We start from the raw sequence: 13,796 nt of genomic DNA, 5'->3' as shown, positions 1-13,796 counted from the left end.
CGTTCTGCACAATGTCTGATTGATCCTAGGTCAGGCGCCCGATGCGCGGGGCCGATTGCAGCAGGCTCAACGCCGCAGCGGCGGTGCTGAAATTGTTGGATTGTGCCGTCTCTGCGCGGATCAGAAACAGACGGATCAGCTTTTCCTGCTGTGCCGGATCGGCAAGATCGGCAACCTTGTTTGTCCCGATCAGCGCCTTGGCACGTGACCGAAAGATGTCGCGCTGCCTGTCGATGTCGATGCTGCCAATGCTGGACGGCAGGCCCAAAGCCGTTTCAAAAACCTTGCGCAAAGGCGCATTGCCCATCACCGAAAACCAATGCGCGCCATCGTTGCTGCTGCTGTCGATGATTTCTGCCAGGCTTTCGCGCAGGTTTAACGCGAGACGCAAATCATTGTTCTGTGTCCCGACCGCCTTTTCGAATTGACGCTTTTCATAGCGGGCGATGGTTTCGGTCGCAAAACTGGGCAGAACGCTGCGCGGGACGGCCAGATCACCAAAGCCGAAGGCGCGGCTGAGCTCTGCATAGCGATTATCCGAGAGGCGATTGGCCAAGGCGGTATCGCTTTCGGTTCCATCCTCCAGTATTTTGCGGATGAAAAATGTGTTGTTGATATCGTCATCCAGACCGAATGCGCCAAGTGCGACGGACAACAGTCGCCGGTCCTTAACCAGATCTTCAGCGCTGCGGATATTGCCGATGTTTTCACGAAAGTAATCTGTCGCACGCTGCACGGGCGGACTTTTGGCAAAACTGGCCCGCTGCGTCTCAAGCGTGCGTTCAAGAAAGCGCCACCCGACATAGCCGGTCATCGGCAGAATAGGTTGAAAGCTCATGGTGAAGCTGCCGCAAGCAGGCGCGCCTCGCGTGGCAACAGATGGCGCAACGATTTCAAGGCGCGATAAAAGTCGTCATCAATGACGGCGGCCGTTGCCGCATCCAGATGCACGCGGCTGTCACCGTCGCGCAGGGCCTGACTCAGCTGTTCGATGCCGCGCAGCAATTGGCGTTTGGCGTCAATCTGTGTCGCATCCCCGGACAGCACCAGCTGCGCGATATAGCAGACCCGCCGCACGGGCGTATTGACCTCCTCGGGGTGGATCGCGTCGCGCAGGCGCAGGATATTGGCGTTGGGTGTCAGGATGGAAAAGCTGCTGCGCCGATCGCCGTTTTCGATCACGGCACCATTCACCAGCAGGCGTTCGCGCGGATTAAGCTTCAATACGAGGCCAGACATCAGGGTTTCCCCTGTCCGTTCAGACCACGCATGACGGCCGTGTTGATATCGACAAGGACGTCAGCACTGGCGCTGTTCCGCAATACCTTTTGGCTGTGATATTCGGTGAATTCCGCCAGATAGAAGATTTGCGCGCGCAGCTGTGCGGGCAATTGGTTGTCCTTGTCGGCCACGCTTGCCGCCAATGTCGACCACAGCCGACGGTTGTCGCTGATCGCTGCGACAAGTGCTGCGAAATTCTGGGGCTGATCGGACATGGCATTGCGCAATCGTGCGGTGATCTGGCCGAACAACTGGGCCTCAACGGCCCGATCAGTACGGGTGGCGACCGCGGTCGGGGCATAGGCTTGCCGGGCTTGTTCTATGGCATTCACGGGGATGTCCTTTCCGGACGTTGGTGAATATGACGCTGCCTGACGCAGCAAAGGGCGGGCGACGCCGATATTCTGGCGCCGCCTTCGACCTTAGCGGAAGAGTGACAGGATCGTTTGCGGTGCCTGATTGGCAATCGACAACGACTGGATGCCCAGCTGCTGTTGCACCTGCAACGCTTGCAGCCTTGCGGACGCCTCTTCCATATTGGCATCAACCAGCGTGCCGATCCCCGACCGCAAGGCTTCGGTCAACTGGCCGATGAACTCGCTCTGTGTTTCGATCCGCCCTTGCGTCGAGCCAAAGCCGGCAGCCGCATTGATCGATGTATTGATCATCGTCTCGATATTGGCGAGCGCGGCCTGAACGCCGGTGTCTTTGCGCACATCGAGCTTGTCGAGGCCGACCAGACCGCCGGTTGCCTTGCCGCCCGCGCGGCCTGCATCGGTCAAGGTCAGTGCAGTCCCATCATTGTCGATCTGCAGGGTCCAGGCACCCGTGGTCGCGTTCTGCCGCACATTCGTGCTGATATTGGCCACCCCGGCCCCGTCGATGATGCTTTTCAAGCCGCGTGCGACATCTTCAAATGTTTCACCCTTGCCTGCGACGTAATCGTAGTTCGCGCCACCGATCGTTGCGCGATAACCGTCACCTGCCGACACACCGGCTGTGGTTGAGAAGGTCAGCTCCGAAGCGCGTGCGGTGATGGTCTGGCTGTTGTTCGTTGCCGCGGCAGCGGTATTGCCATTCGCGGTCAGGGCGAATGTCGCCGCGCCATTGCCGCTGGTATTGACCGCGACATCGCTGAACTTGGACGTCGAGTTGATCGTGATGACATCGGCGGCAACATTTGCTGAAATCCCTTCGATCCCGGCGGCGTTGACGGCGGCTGTCAGACCGGCAGCAAGGTCGTTGGCGGCGGTTGTTGTCGTCATGAAACTGACGGTTTTGTCAGCGACCTGAATATTATAGGTCTCGCCTGCGACAATGGTCCCGGCAACCGTCGCGGTGAGCTTGTTGGCCCCGCCGGAAAATGCCCCGCCGGTCCCATCGGCGGCCTTGTTGCCGCCCAAGGCCGTAGTGACATTCGCGCCAAGATCTGCGCCAGTGCCATAGGTGCCGCTGTCAAAGGACAGATCCTGCCGGGAAATCGCAATATTGTTGACTGACACGACGCCGTCGCTGTTGCGGTCAAGTGATGACATGATATCGACATCTTCATTGCCTTTCAGCAGGTTCAGCCCATAGAACTGGGCCCCGTTGACAACAGATTTCACCTGATCGGCCAAGGCTGTGACGTCGGCCTGCAACTTGCCGCGGTCAACGTTTTTCCCCTGTGCTGTAACGATCCGTTCTTTCATCGACGTCAGCAGTTCAGTCACCTTTTCCGCACCGTTGCGGGCCAGGGCGACGGTTGATTGCCCCAATGCCAAGCTGTCGTTAATGGCGCGGTAGCCGCGCACATCTGCTTCCATGACCTTGGAAATTGCCCAGACGGCGGCGTTGTCTTTGGCCGATGCGACCGCCTTCCCGGTCGAGATCATCGCCTGTGTTTTCGCGAGGTCGGTGTTGACAGATTTCAATGTCTGCAGCGCAACCATGGCGCTGTTGTTGGTTAAAATACTGGACATAAGTTTTGGTCCTTTTGACGGCGCTTTGCGCCGGGTTGGTTTACAATGCTGCAAAGTTGCAGATCAGACAGCCATTCTGACTTTGACCCTTTGATCGGGCCCCGCCTTTTGGCAGTGCGACGATCCTGCCATATGGTGGGTGAAGATCTGATTAATGCGGCGGACGGTAATATCCTGCATTTGAAGCAAATTACGCCTTTTTCACCAGATCCGGGCGCGTGATCGCAGGCGCTGCGAACTGGCCGGATTGGTCATAGACCTGCAAGCCTTCCCGGACCTTGCGCAGGGCCGCAAGACGGTCGCGGGCAGCGCCGATCCCTGTGATAGCGGCCCCCAGAAGTGCTTGATTTTGCGTCAATGCATCCGCAACAAGCCGCAGATCCTGTGACTGTGCCAAAGCCTGCGGCAAATGGTCAATTAACGCTGTTTTCCGTGCGGCCAGATTGTCCAATGCGGCGTAGTCACCGGCGATGATTGCCGCCGCCTCTGCCGCGAGCAGGGTCAGCAAATCTGTCAGCTGCGGGTCACGCATCGTTGCGGGCTTTCATGGCGTGAAACAATGCTTCGGCAAGGCCGACCCCACCGGCCTTTGCCATCTCGCTGGCCTGTGCGTCGCGCAGAAAGGATGAAAACTGATCCTCGCCGATGCCGCCGCCAAAACTGGCTCTGCTGGCGCCAAACCCTGCTGATTTCAGCATTTCAGCCAGAAATGTGGTTTCCAGTTTTTGCGCCGCGTCACGCAATCTGGCGTCCGTCGTGTCGAATTCGGGTATGCTCGCAGGTCCGCGGGGGGCAGGTAAAACGGGGATGATGGTCATGGCAGGCTCCGGCAGTGTTTTTTTCAATCTGCCGCAAAGCCGTAAACATTCAGTAAGTTTTTCCTGCGAGAACGGTGGTAATGTTATTGTCAGGACACCGCATGTTGCCGCCGCTCCTCTCCTTAGTCACGGTCACCGCATCCGTCCCGGAAGCAGTGAAGATTGGCCAGGCTGATACTGGCCTTTTTGGCGATGTTTTCAGCGCGTTGATGGATGCCACCCCACAGCCAGAGGCCGCTTTGGCCGAGCCTGTGGCAATGTTTGCTGAAACCGCTGCCAACATAGATCAACCGCCTGAGGGCGCGGTTGATCTGGCGGATGATGCTTGGCCGGAGGTTACGGATAATCCGGAGGCTGATTCGCCATTGCCAGTGCAATTGGCCGCTCTTTTGCCCGATTCCGTAAAAGAAAAGTCTGGCGCATCGGTTTCGGCTGGGGATCTTGATGAGCCGGCTCCTTTCGTACAGCGCTTTGTGCTGCGCCAAATGACGGCGAATCAAGGGGATATGTCACCGACGCCGCCACCACATCCACCACAGATTTTGCCGCCGCAGCATCACGCGCCGCAGAGTTTTGCGGTGATGCCTGTCCGGGCCGGACCGAGCGTCAAAGAACCGGATCAGGTGATGCCGGTTGATTCCAATCCTCGACCCGAGGAGATGGTGGCGGATATCGCGCTGCGCCGTCCTGATCACACCGGAAGTCTGATAAAGCTGCCGGTCACGGCACCAACGCCGGTCATTGACGATGGACAGGTTAAGGTCCGCTTGGCTGACGGTGAAAAGCTGCAGATCAAAGCCCGTGATCCTGTGGAAGAGGTCGCGCCGCGCCCTCCTGGTGCAAAGGGGCAGCCCGAGCCACGCAGCACATTGGCCGAATTGGGCCTGCGGGCGCAGGATTACGGCAGACTGGTTCCTGATTTGCTGACAAACGGGGAAAGTCTACCCGTCAGTATTCTGAGCGAAAAACCTACTCCGGTTCTGCATGTCACCAGCCCGAGTGGGGTTGTCTTGCCCGAAACGCCGCGGATGATGGCTCAGCAAATCGCTGTGGCGGTGACCCAGACGGCGGGCCAGCCAACGGAAATTGCACTGAATCCCGAAGAATTGGGGCGCGTGCGGATGCAGATCGTCGCCGGTGACGGGGCGGTGATGGTCCAGATTCTGGCGGAACGGCCGGAAACGACGGATTTGCTGCGCCGCCATATCGAAACACTCGCACAAGAATTCCGCACATTGGGGTTCAGCGATATTGCGTTTTCTTTCGGCAACGGCCGCCCCCGTGATCCGGATACCGGCCAGATCACGGGCGCGCAGCCCCCGGCGCCTGATGAATTGACCGTAACTGACCAACCCGCCGCCCCGCCAAGACCGGCGCGCGGCTCTCTTGACCTGCGTTTATAGAGGATGACGATGGATATTGCACAAACGACACCCGCGACGGCAGGCAGCGCGGCCCCGGCTGCTGCCAAGCCCCGGATCACTTCGGATTTCGACACGTTTCTACAGATGCTGACCGCGCAGATGAAGAATCAGGACCCGCTTAATCCGATTGAATCAGCCGATTTTGCCACGCAGCTTGCGACCTTTTCGTCGGTCGAGCAGGCGGTGCTGACCAATGACCTTCTGCGCGGGCTTATGTCGCAAACCGGGCTTGCCGATATGGCCGGATGGGTCGGGAAAGAGGCGCGTGCGGCGGCACCTGTCTATTTCGACGGCACGACACCGATGACCTTGCATCCTCAACCGATGGCGGGTGCCGAAACGGGCGAAATCGTCGTGCGTGATGAGACGGGAGGGATTGTTCACCGCTTTGCGGCGCCGGCGTCTGGTGACCCGCTGCCATGGACAGGGGCCTTGCCGACTGGTGTGCAATTGCCTGCGGGCGTTTATCAATTCACCTACATCAGCAGTCGGGAGGGCAAATCGATCGGGGATACTGGCGTCGAAATCTACGCGCAGGTTGCAGAGGTCCGTTCTGTCGACGGAGAAAAACAATTGATCACGAAAGGCGGGGTTGCCGTACCCGTCAAGGATGTGACCGCCTTGCGTGATGCGCCGTGACCGGATCTTGTGCCGGGGTGCAGTTGGCAGGTTGCCTACATCATCTGCCCGATCCACATCGACACGCCGACCAGCACGCCACCCAAGGCCATCCAGGACAGCCGTGCGATGCGGCGTTGTGGTTTCGGCTCTGGTGGTGGGTTGTTGAGGCGTATCAGCGCCTGTTCGGCCAGCCGCGGCAATTGCGGGCCAAAGCGCGACAGGATCATCGCCGTGCGTCCCAGATCGCGCAGCAGGGCCTTGGGACCGATGCTTTGTTTGATGTAATCCTCGACCACGGGTTTGGCTACTTCCCAGATGTTCATCCGTGGGTCGAGCGACCGCGCCACCCCTTCGACAACCACCATGGTGCGTTGCAGATGGATCAGTTCGGTCCTTGTTTCCATGCCGAAACGTTCTGTGACTTCAAACAGATAGGACAAAAGCCGCGCCATGGAAATGCGGCTGGCATCCATGCCAAAGATGGGTTCGCCCACAGCGCGCAGTGCGCGGGCGAATTCATCGACATCGCGGTTGGCGGGGACATAGCCCGCCTCGAAATGCACCTCGGCGACGCGTTGGTAATCCTTGCGGATAAAACCGAACAGAATCTCGGCATAGACGCGACGGGTATATTCATCGATCCGGCCCATGATGCCGAAATCATAGGCGATGATATCGCCACCGGCGCTGACCTTCAGATTGCCCTGATGCATGTCGCCGTGGAAATAGCCGTCGCGCAGGGCATGGTTCAAAAACAGGCTCAGCACCCGCGTCGCCAGTTCGCGCCGGTCATGGCCCGCCGCATCCAGCGCGGCATTGTCGCCAATCCCCGCACCTTCGGCCCAGTCGAGCGTCATCACCCGCCGCCCGGACAGATGCCAGCGCACCTGCGGCACGGTAAAGCCGACATCATCCTTGGTGCTGGCCGCGAATTCTGCGGCGGCAGAGCTTTCCAGCCGCAGGTCAAGCTCTCCCATGACCACGCCTTCGAAATGCACGATCACATCCATCGGGCGCAACCGGCGCGACGCGGGCGACAAAACCTCGATCGTACGGGCAGCAAAATAGAAAGCGTCGATATCCTTGCGAAACGCCTTTTCGATGCCGGGGCGCAGGATTTTGACGGCCACAGCCTCGCCCGTGTCGGCCAGATGCGCCTTATGGACCTGCGCCAGCGAGGCGGCGGCGACCGGCGGCGAAAAGCTGGAAAAGAGTTTCTCGACCGGCATCCCCAGCTCGCGCTGGATTTCGGCCTTTGCCTCGGCCATCGAAAACGGCGGCAGTTTGTCCTGCAAGACGCGCAATTGCACGGCCATATCATCGCCCACCACATCGGGGCGGGTGGACAGGACCTGCCCGAATTTGATGTAGGCCGGGCCAAGGGCTGTCAGCGCGCGGGGCGCGGGCGGCATCGACGGATCCCCCTTGTAGCCCAGCCATTTGAACGGCCAGACAAAGGCGCGCAGGGTCAGCCCCAGCACAGGCCCGACATCGAAAGCGTCGAGGATCACCTTCATCGCGCCGGTGCGTTCCAGCGTCGCGCCAGTGCGGATCAGGCGGATGATATTATGCGGGCCGCGCACCTACAGCTTCCAGCCCGAATGCAATGCTGCGACACCCATGGTCAGGTTGCGGTATTTGGCATTGCCGAAACCGGCATCGCGGACCATGCTGAGGAAGGTGTCCTGATCGGGGAATTGCCGGATCGATTCAACGAGATACTGGTAAGACTCGCGATCCCCGGCAATGATCTGCCCCATCCGGGGGATCACGTTGAAGGAATAGGCATCATAGGCGGCCTGCAGCATCGGATTGGGGATCTGGCTGAATTCCAGCACCATCAAGCGGCCACCGGGTTTGAGGACGCGGTAGGCTTCGGCCAGCGCATCCTGCGGGCGGGTGACGTTGCGGATCCCAAAGGAAATCGTGTAAACGTCGAAAGTATTGGCCTCGAACGGCAGCGCCATCGCATCGCCGACGACCCAGTCAAGATTATCCGACATCTGCGCCGCCTCGGCCCGTTGCCGCCCTGCGACCAGCATGGATTCGGTCAGATCGAGCACCGTCGCATGGCCCCGGCCTGCGCGTTTGAGGAACCGAAACGAGACATCGCCCGTCCCGCCCGCCACATCCAGCAGCCGCTGGCCGGGCCGTGGTGCCAGCCAATCCATCATCGCATCTTTCCAGATCCGGTGAACGCCGCCCGACATCACATCATTCATGATATCATATTTGCTGGCGACAGAGGAAAACACCCCCTGCACACGACCGGCTTTGTCATCCTCGCGGACGGTTTCAAAACCGAAGTGGGTTGTCTTGTCTGATGGGTGGGTCATCGGGCTTGTGGTCCTTTGCGCTTGTCCCAATTATAGGACGCGAGCCAAGGCTTACAACGCCGCCCCGCCGATAGAAAGTCCGCCATGCCCGAATTGCCCGAGGTTGAAACCGTCAAAGCCGGGATTGCGCCCGCGATGACCGGGCAGGTGATCACAAAGGCCGAGGTGAACCGCCCCGATCTGCGCTGGCCTTTCCCGCAAAACATGGCCGAACGCTTGACCGGGCGGCGGGTTCTGGGCCTCCGGCGGCGGTCGAAATACATTCTGGTCGATCTGGACAGTGGCGAAACCCTGCTGATCCATCTGGGCATGTCGGGCCGGATGCTGGTGTCGGGCGTGGCGCAGGGCGCCTTTTACCTCGACCATCCGGCACCGGTGAAACATGATCATGTCGTGCTGCATATGGCAGGCGGCGGGCGGATCACGTTCAACGATGCCCGTCGTTTCGGCGCGATGGATCTGATGCCCACCGCCGCGCAAGAGGATCATTGGCTGATCCGCGATCTGGGGCCGGAGCCTTTGGGCAATGCATTTCACGAGGATTATCTGGTCGCCCGGCTGAAAGGGCGCAACACGCCGGTCAAATCCGCCTTGCTGGATCAGCGGATTGTCGCAGGGCTGGGCAATATCTATGTCTGCGAGGTTCTGTTCCGTGCCGGTATTCACCCTAGGCGCAAGGCCGGGCAGATTTCGGCGCGACGGGTGGCCTCTCTGGTACCGCTGATCCGCACAGTTTTGCTTGAGGCGATTGCCGCTGGCGGGTCGTCCCTGCGTGACTACCGGCAAAGTGATGGCGCCTTGGGCTATTTTCAGCATGGATTTCAGGTCTATGACCGCGAAAATGCGCCTTGCGTGACACAGGGTTGCGACCGCATGATCCAGCGAATCGTGCAATCGGGCAGATCATCTTTCTTTTGTCCGCAATGCCAAAGATAACTTGATCCGTCTGCGCCCTTTGTTAAGCACAGGGTCTGACCATCAGCAAAGGGACAGCTTTATGGCATATGAAAGCATCATTCTGGACGTCCGCGACTATGTGGCGACGATCACGCTGAACCGGCCAGATGCGATGAATGCGCTGAACGGCAAGCTGCTGCGCGAATTATGCTCTGCGCTGGAAGAGGTGGACGCCAGCGAAAAGACCCGCTGCATCATCATCACCGGCTCGGAAAAGGCCTTTGCCGCTGGGGCGGATATCGCCGAAATGGCCGACAAAAGCTTTGTCGAGATGTATACGACCCGGTTCTTTGAAAATGAAACCGACCGTTTCAACCGGACCCGCAAGCCGATCATCGCAGCTGTCGCAGGCTATGCTTTGGGCGGGGGATGCGAATTGGCGATGATGTGCGATTTCATCATTGCAGCGGATAATGCAAAATTCGGCCAGCCCGAAATCAACCTTGGTGTCATCGCCGGGCTGGGCGGCACCCAGCGTCTGACCCGCTTTGTCGGGAAATCCAAATCGATGGATATGCATCTGACCGGGCGTTTCATGGATGCCGAAGAGGCCGAGCGGAGCGGGCTGGTCAGCCGGGTCGTGCCTGCCAAGAATCTGATGACCGAGGCCCGCGCAGCCGCGATCAAGATCACCGAAAAATCCCAGATCGCGACCATCGCCGCCAAGGATGCGGTGGATTGCGCCTATGAGACGACATTGGCCGAAGGCCTGCGTTACGAACGCCGCCTGTTCCAGTCTTTGTTCGCCACCGAAGATCAGACCGAAGGCATGGCGGCCTTTCTGGAAAAACGCGAGGCGCAGTTCCGCGACCGCTAAGATTGCGGCTTTCCTTTCGCCACAAAACCATCTAAGGCGAACGGCACATGCGCGAGAGGCCCGCTTTGGCCAGAATCACCGGTACTGAACCCGGTCGGGGCTTTTTGCGCTTAACAGTATCAATTTGACCCGACGAAGGGAAAGACCCATGGCAAACTCACCACAGTCCAAAAAACGGGCCCGTCAGAACGACGCGCGTTTTCAGGTTAACAAAATGCGCCGTTCGCGCATCCGCACCTATCTGCGCAAAGTCGAAGAAGCGATCGCCGCTGGCGATCAGACCGTCGCTGCTGCTGCTTTGCGCGCGGCCCAGCCCGAACTGATGCGCGGCGTCACTAAAGGCGTGGTTCACAAAAACACAGCCGCACGGAAAATGTCGCGCTTGTCCGCACGGGTCAAAGCCATCGGCTAAACCCGTCCGGTCCGGAACGACCAGATTCGAAAAAAGGCGCGTCCATTTTTGGGCGCGTTTTTTTGTGCCAGTGTTGCTGCGCTGCCGGATTTTATGGGCAAAATATATGCAGCGGGGATTCTTTTCCGACAAAGCCGGAGTCAAGCGCGATGTTGTGTTGAAGGAGGCCCAGACCCCTTGCTACCTTGACCAAGCGATTCACATCGTTCCGGGGGGACATGGGGGGATCGGCCCGATCTGTGATAAAGTGAACCACCTGTTGGTGCGTTTTTTGACAGATCAATGAACGGGTCGGACTTCATGCAAATGTGATTGGGGATTTACCAGCCTAGGCTGAGATACCCGTCTTTTTGTGTCTGCAATGGCACCAGAGACTGCTCTCTGGTTCCGCTTGCTGTCATGCATCCAAACGACTGCTGTTGCGGTCCACGGTGATCCGTGTGCCGAAGTTAGTTAGTACATTTTGATCGATCTTCCGGTTAGAGAGGGGACACTCTGACCTTGGACGAGCTGTGTCAAATGTGCGGTGTAATCGCGCGATGAAGGTGCGGCTCTGCTGTGGGGTCGTGCGGGGGCTGAAGGTAAAGAGAAGAATGACGAACGATATCTGGGCGAACGTGCTGCACACACTCAAAGGGGCGCTAGGGGCAAATAACTTTTCCAACTGGATCGAGCCGCTGGAATTTTCCCAGCTGATCGGCGGCGTGGCGGTGTTTCATGTGCCGACGAATTTCATCGGCAATTACGTCTCCCAGAATTTCGGTGATCAGATCATCTATCATCTGAACCAGCAGGGCGAAGACGTGCAGCGCCTGCAATTCAAAGTGCCAAGCCAGATGCAGGCCGCGCCCAAACCGGCCCTGAAACCTGCTACGAAACCTGCCGGTCTGGATGAGATTACCGGCGCGCCTTTGGATGCGCGGTTCACCTTTGACGCTTTCGTCGTCGGTAAGCCCAATGAACTCGCCCATGCCGCCGCGCGCCGTGTCGCCGATGGTGGCCCGGTGACGTTCAACCCGTTGTTTCTTTACGGCGGCGTCGGTCTGGGCAAGACCCACCTGATGCATGCGATTGCGCATGAATTGCAGCGCCGGTCGCCCGAACTGAACGTGCTCTATCTGTCCGCCGAACAATTCATGTATCGCTTTGTCACCGCCTTGCGTGAACGCAAGATGATGGATTTCAAGCAATTGTTTCGCTCTGTCGATGTGCTGATGGTCGATGACGTGCAATTCATCGCGGGCAAAGACAGCACCCAGGAAGAATTTTTCCATACGTTCAATGCCTTGGTCGATGGCCATAAGCAGATCATCATCTCTGCCGACCGCGCGCCCGGTGAAATCAAGGATCTGGAAGACCGGATCAGATCGCGCCTGCAATGCGGGCTGGTCGTCGATCTGCACCCGACTGACTACGAGCTCCGCCTTGGCATTCTGCAATCCAAGGTCGATGCCTTTTCCGCGCAATATCCGGGCCTGCAGATTGCCCCCGGCGTGCTGGAATTCCTCGCGCATCGGATTTCCACCAATGTCCGCGTGCTGGAAGGCGCGCTGACACGGCTTTTCGCCTTCGCCTCACTCGTCGGGCGCGAGATCAATCTGGAACTGACGCAGGATTGCCTGTCCGATATCCTCAAAGCCTCTGACCGCAAGGTCACGGTGGAAGAAATCCAGCGCAAAGTGTCGGAACATTACAACATCCGCCTGTCCGACATGATCGGCCCGAAACGCGTGCGCAATTACGCAAGGCCCCGGCAGATGGCGATGTATCTGGCCAAGCAGATGACCAGCCGGTCCCTGCCCGAAATCGGTCGCCGCTTTGGCGGGCGCGACCATACGACCGTGATGCACGGCGTGCGCAAGATTGAAGAGCTGAAAGTGATCGACAGCCAGATCGCCGATGATCTGGAACTGCTACGCCGCGCGCTGGAGGCGTAAGCGCGCTTGACGCTTGCATCTGCATAAGAAACAAAACACTTGAGGCGGGCGCGGAATGCAGTAGGTTTTGCGTCCCGGCCTTGTCCGGCACCAAGATAGGCGGAGATTGGGATATGAAATTCAGCATCGAACGCGCGGCATTGCTCAAAGCCGTCGCACAGGCCCAATCGGTGGTCGAACGGCGCAACACGATCCCGATCCTCGCCAATGTGCTGATCGAGGCACAAGGGGATGAGGTACATTTCCGCGCCACGGATCTGGACATCGAAATCGTCGACAAGGCCCCGGCCAAGGTCGAACGCGCAGGGGCCACGACCGTATCCGCCGTGACGTTGAACGAAATCGTGCGCAAATTGCCTGATGGGTCGCTGGTGTCGCTGACCGAAGAAAGCGCCACAGGCCGTCTGACGATTGAGGCGGGGCGCTCCAACTTCTCGCTCGCCACACTGCCGAAAGAAGATTTTCCGGTGATGGCGACCTCCGAATATGCCGCGAATTTCTCGATCAAAGCGCCCGTGCTGCGTCGGTTGTTCGACAAATCGAAATTCGCGATCTCGACCGAGGAAACGCGCTATTACCTCAACGGCGTCTACATGCATGTCGCCGATGGCGAATCCGGCAAGGTCCTGCGCTGTGTCGCAACCGATGGTCACCGTCTGGCGCGGATTGATGCGGAATTGCCAATGGGTGCGGAAAGCATGGCCGGTGTCATCGTGCCGCGCAAAACGGTCGGTGAATTGCGCAAATTGCTAGATGATGATGAGATGAAAATCGCCGTGTCTGTGTCGGAAACCAAAATCCGCTTTGCCACGCCCGACATCACCCTGACATCCAAGGTCATTGACGGGACCTTCCCGGACTACACACGCGTTATCCCACAGGGCAACACCCGCCGGTTGGAAGTCGACGCCAGCGAATTCGCCCGCGCGGTGGACCGTGTGGCGACAGTGTCATCGGAACGGTCCCGCGCGGTGAAACTGTCGCTGGACGAGGACCGTCTGATCCTGTCGGTCAATTCGCCTGACAGCGGTGCGGCTGAGGAAGAACTCGCCGTCGCCTATTCCGATGAACGGCTGGAAATCGGGTTCAACGCGAAATATCTGCTGGAAATTGCCAGTCAGGTGGACCGCGAAAATGCTGTGTTCATGTTCAATTCCTCCGGCGATCCGACCCTGATGCGCGAAGGCAATGATATGTCGGCGATCTATGTCGTCATGCCGATGCGCGTGTGA

Annotated in this window: 15 protein-coding genes; 7 read left to right on the top strand and 8 right to left on the bottom strand. The window is 58.8% G+C overall.

Annotation, left to right across the window (positions count from 1 at the left end):
• Positions 1-25: 25 nt before the first annotated feature.
• The 6 genes from VOY09_RS03635 to VOY09_RS03610 all read right to left on the bottom strand — a co-directional run bounded on the left by VOY09_RS03635 (position 26) and on the right by VOY09_RS03610 (position 4,060).
• Positions 26-838, bottom strand: a complete 813-nt coding sequence (locus VOY09_RS03635) for a DUF1217 domain-containing protein (RefSeq protein WP_322893027.1) — start codon at positions 836-838, stop codon at positions 26-28.
• The gene (gene flbT / locus VOY09_RS03630) at positions 835-1,239 is read right to left on the bottom strand and encodes a flagellar biosynthesis repressor FlbT (RefSeq protein WP_322893026.1); all 405 of its coding nucleotides are present in this window, start codon (positions 1,237-1,239) and stop codon (positions 835-837) included. Before flbT ends, VOY09_RS03635 begins: the two co-directional genes overlap by 4 nt.
• Entirely contained in the window at positions 1,239-1,613 is a 375-nt protein-coding gene (gene flaF, locus VOY09_RS03625) for a flagellar biosynthesis regulator FlaF (protein ID WP_322893025.1), read from the bottom strand. Before flaF ends, flbT begins: the two co-directional genes overlap by 1 nt.
• 90 nt (positions 1,614-1,703) lie before the next feature.
• Positions 1,704-3,242, bottom strand: a complete 1,539-nt coding sequence (locus VOY09_RS03620; RefSeq protein WP_322893024.1) for a flagellin — start codon at positions 3,240-3,242, stop codon at positions 1,704-1,706.
• 190 nt (positions 3,243-3,432) lie between these two features.
• The gene (locus VOY09_RS03615; RefSeq protein ID WP_322893023.1) at positions 3,433-3,774 is read right to left on the bottom strand and encodes a flagellar protein FlgN; all 342 of its coding nucleotides are present in this window, start codon (positions 3,772-3,774) and stop codon (positions 3,433-3,435) included.
• Positions 3,767-4,060, bottom strand: a complete 294-nt coding sequence (locus VOY09_RS03610; RefSeq protein WP_322893022.1) for a rod-binding protein — start codon at positions 4,058-4,060, stop codon at positions 3,767-3,769. The genes VOY09_RS03615 and VOY09_RS03610 overlap by 8 nt, the downstream gene beginning before the upstream one ends.
• 101 nt (positions 4,061-4,161) lie before the next feature.
• Here VOY09_RS03610 and VOY09_RS03605 point away from each other — a divergent pair, with 101 nt between their 5' ends.
• Positions 4,162-5,463 (top strand): flagellar hook-length control protein FliK, encoded by a 1,302-nt coding sequence (locus VOY09_RS03605; RefSeq protein ID WP_322893021.1) that lies wholly within the window; start codon positions 4,162-4,164, stop codon positions 5,461-5,463.
• A gap of 9 nt (positions 5,464-5,472) precedes the next feature.
• Positions 5,473-6,123, top strand: coding sequence for a flagellar hook capping FlgD N-terminal domain-containing protein (locus VOY09_RS03600; protein ID WP_322893020.1), 651 nt, complete (start codon positions 5,473-5,475; stop codon positions 6,121-6,123).
• A 35-nt stretch (positions 6,124-6,158) separates the two neighbouring features.
• Here the strand turns inward: VOY09_RS03600 and ubiB are convergent, their stop codons facing one another.
• Both ubiB and ubiE read right to left on the bottom strand, forming a co-directional pair.
• The gene (gene ubiB / locus VOY09_RS03595; protein WP_322893019.1) at positions 6,159-7,688 is read right to left on the bottom strand and encodes a 2-polyprenylphenol 6-hydroxylase; all 1,530 of its coding nucleotides are present in this window, start codon (positions 7,686-7,688) and stop codon (positions 6,159-6,161) included.
• Positions 7,689-8,441, bottom strand: a complete 753-nt coding sequence (gene ubiE, locus VOY09_RS03590; RefSeq protein WP_322893018.1) for a bifunctional demethylmenaquinone methyltransferase/2-methoxy-6-polyprenyl-1,4-benzoquinol methylase UbiE — start codon at positions 8,439-8,441, stop codon at positions 7,689-7,691.
• Positions 8,442-8,525: 84 nt separating this feature from the next.
• On the opposite strand from ubiE, the gene mutM reads away from it, so the two are divergent.
• From mutM to dnaN, 5 genes are all read left to right on the top strand, one after another.
• Positions 8,526-9,377 (top strand): bifunctional DNA-formamidopyrimidine glycosylase/DNA-(apurinic or apyrimidinic site) lyase, encoded by an 852-nt coding sequence (mutM, locus tag VOY09_RS03585; protein ID WP_322893017.1) that lies wholly within the window; start codon positions 8,526-8,528, stop codon positions 9,375-9,377.
• Positions 9,378-9,438: 61 nt separating this feature from the next.
• A complete protein-coding gene (locus VOY09_RS03580) occupies positions 9,439-10,215 on the top strand; it encodes an enoyl-CoA hydratase (protein WP_322893016.1) in 777 nt (258 codons plus the stop codon).
• Positions 10,216-10,363: 148 nt separating this feature from the next.
• Entirely contained in the window at positions 10,364-10,627 is a 264-nt protein-coding gene (gene rpsT, locus VOY09_RS03575) for a 30S ribosomal protein S20 (RefSeq protein ID WP_322893015.1), read from the top strand.
• A gap of 593 nt (positions 10,628-11,220) precedes the next feature.
• Positions 11,221-12,564 (top strand): chromosomal replication initiator protein DnaA, encoded by a 1,344-nt coding sequence (gene dnaA, locus VOY09_RS03570; protein ID WP_322893014.1) that lies wholly within the window; start codon positions 11,221-11,223, stop codon positions 12,562-12,564.
• A gap of 113 nt (positions 12,565-12,677) precedes the next feature.
• A complete protein-coding gene (gene dnaN / locus VOY09_RS03565; protein WP_322893013.1) occupies positions 12,678-13,796 on the top strand; it encodes a DNA polymerase III subunit beta in 1,119 nt (372 codons plus the stop codon).

Source organism: Yoonia sp. 67-2 (assembly GCF_035117555.1).
Lineage (GTDB): Bacteria > Pseudomonadota > Alphaproteobacteria > Rhodobacterales > Rhodobacteraceae > Yoonia.
This window is presented reverse-complemented; position numbering and strand designations above follow the sequence as displayed.

Coding starts and splice junctions, on each gene's coding strand:
- VOY09_RS03635 (WP_322893027.1), bottom strand. CDS start 838: ATGAGCTTTCAACCTATTCTGCCGATGACCGGCTATGTCGGGTGGCGC.
- flbT (WP_322893026.1), bottom strand. CDS start 1,239: ATGTCTGGCCTCGTATTGAAGCTTAATCCGCGCGAACGCCTGCTGGTG.
- VOY09_RS03620 (WP_322893024.1), bottom strand. CDS start 3,242: ATGTCCAGTATTTTAACCAACAACAGCGCCATGGTTGCGCTGCAGACA.
- VOY09_RS03615 (WP_322893023.1), bottom strand. CDS start 3,774: ATGCGTGACCCGCAGCTGACAGATTTGCTGACCCTGCTCGCGGCAGAG.
- VOY09_RS03610 (WP_322893022.1), bottom strand. CDS start 4,060: ATGACCATCATCCCCGTTTTACCTGCCCCCCGCGGACCTGCGAGCATA.
- VOY09_RS03605 (WP_322893021.1), top strand. CDS start 4,162: ATGTTGCCGCCGCTCCTCTCCTTAGTCACGGTCACCGCATCCGTCCCG.
- VOY09_RS03600 (WP_322893020.1), top strand. CDS start 5,473: ATGGATATTGCACAAACGACACCCGCGACGGCAGGCAGCGCGGCCCCG.
- ubiE (WP_322893018.1), bottom strand. CDS start 8,441: ATGACCCACCCATCAGACAAGACAACCCACTTCGGTTTTGAAACCGTC.
- mutM (WP_322893017.1), top strand. CDS start 8,526: ATGCCCGAATTGCCCGAGGTTGAAACCGTCAAAGCCGGGATTGCGCCC.
- VOY09_RS03580 (WP_322893016.1), top strand. CDS start 9,439: ATGGCATATGAAAGCATCATTCTGGACGTCCGCGACTATGTGGCGACG.
- rpsT (WP_322893015.1), top strand. CDS start 10,364: ATGGCAAACTCACCACAGTCCAAAAAACGGGCCCGTCAGAACGACGCG.
- dnaA (WP_322893014.1), top strand. CDS start 11,221: ATGACGAACGATATCTGGGCGAACGTGCTGCACACACTCAAAGGGGCG.
- dnaN (WP_322893013.1), top strand. CDS start 12,678: ATGAAATTCAGCATCGAACGCGCGGCATTGCTCAAAGCCGTCGCACAG.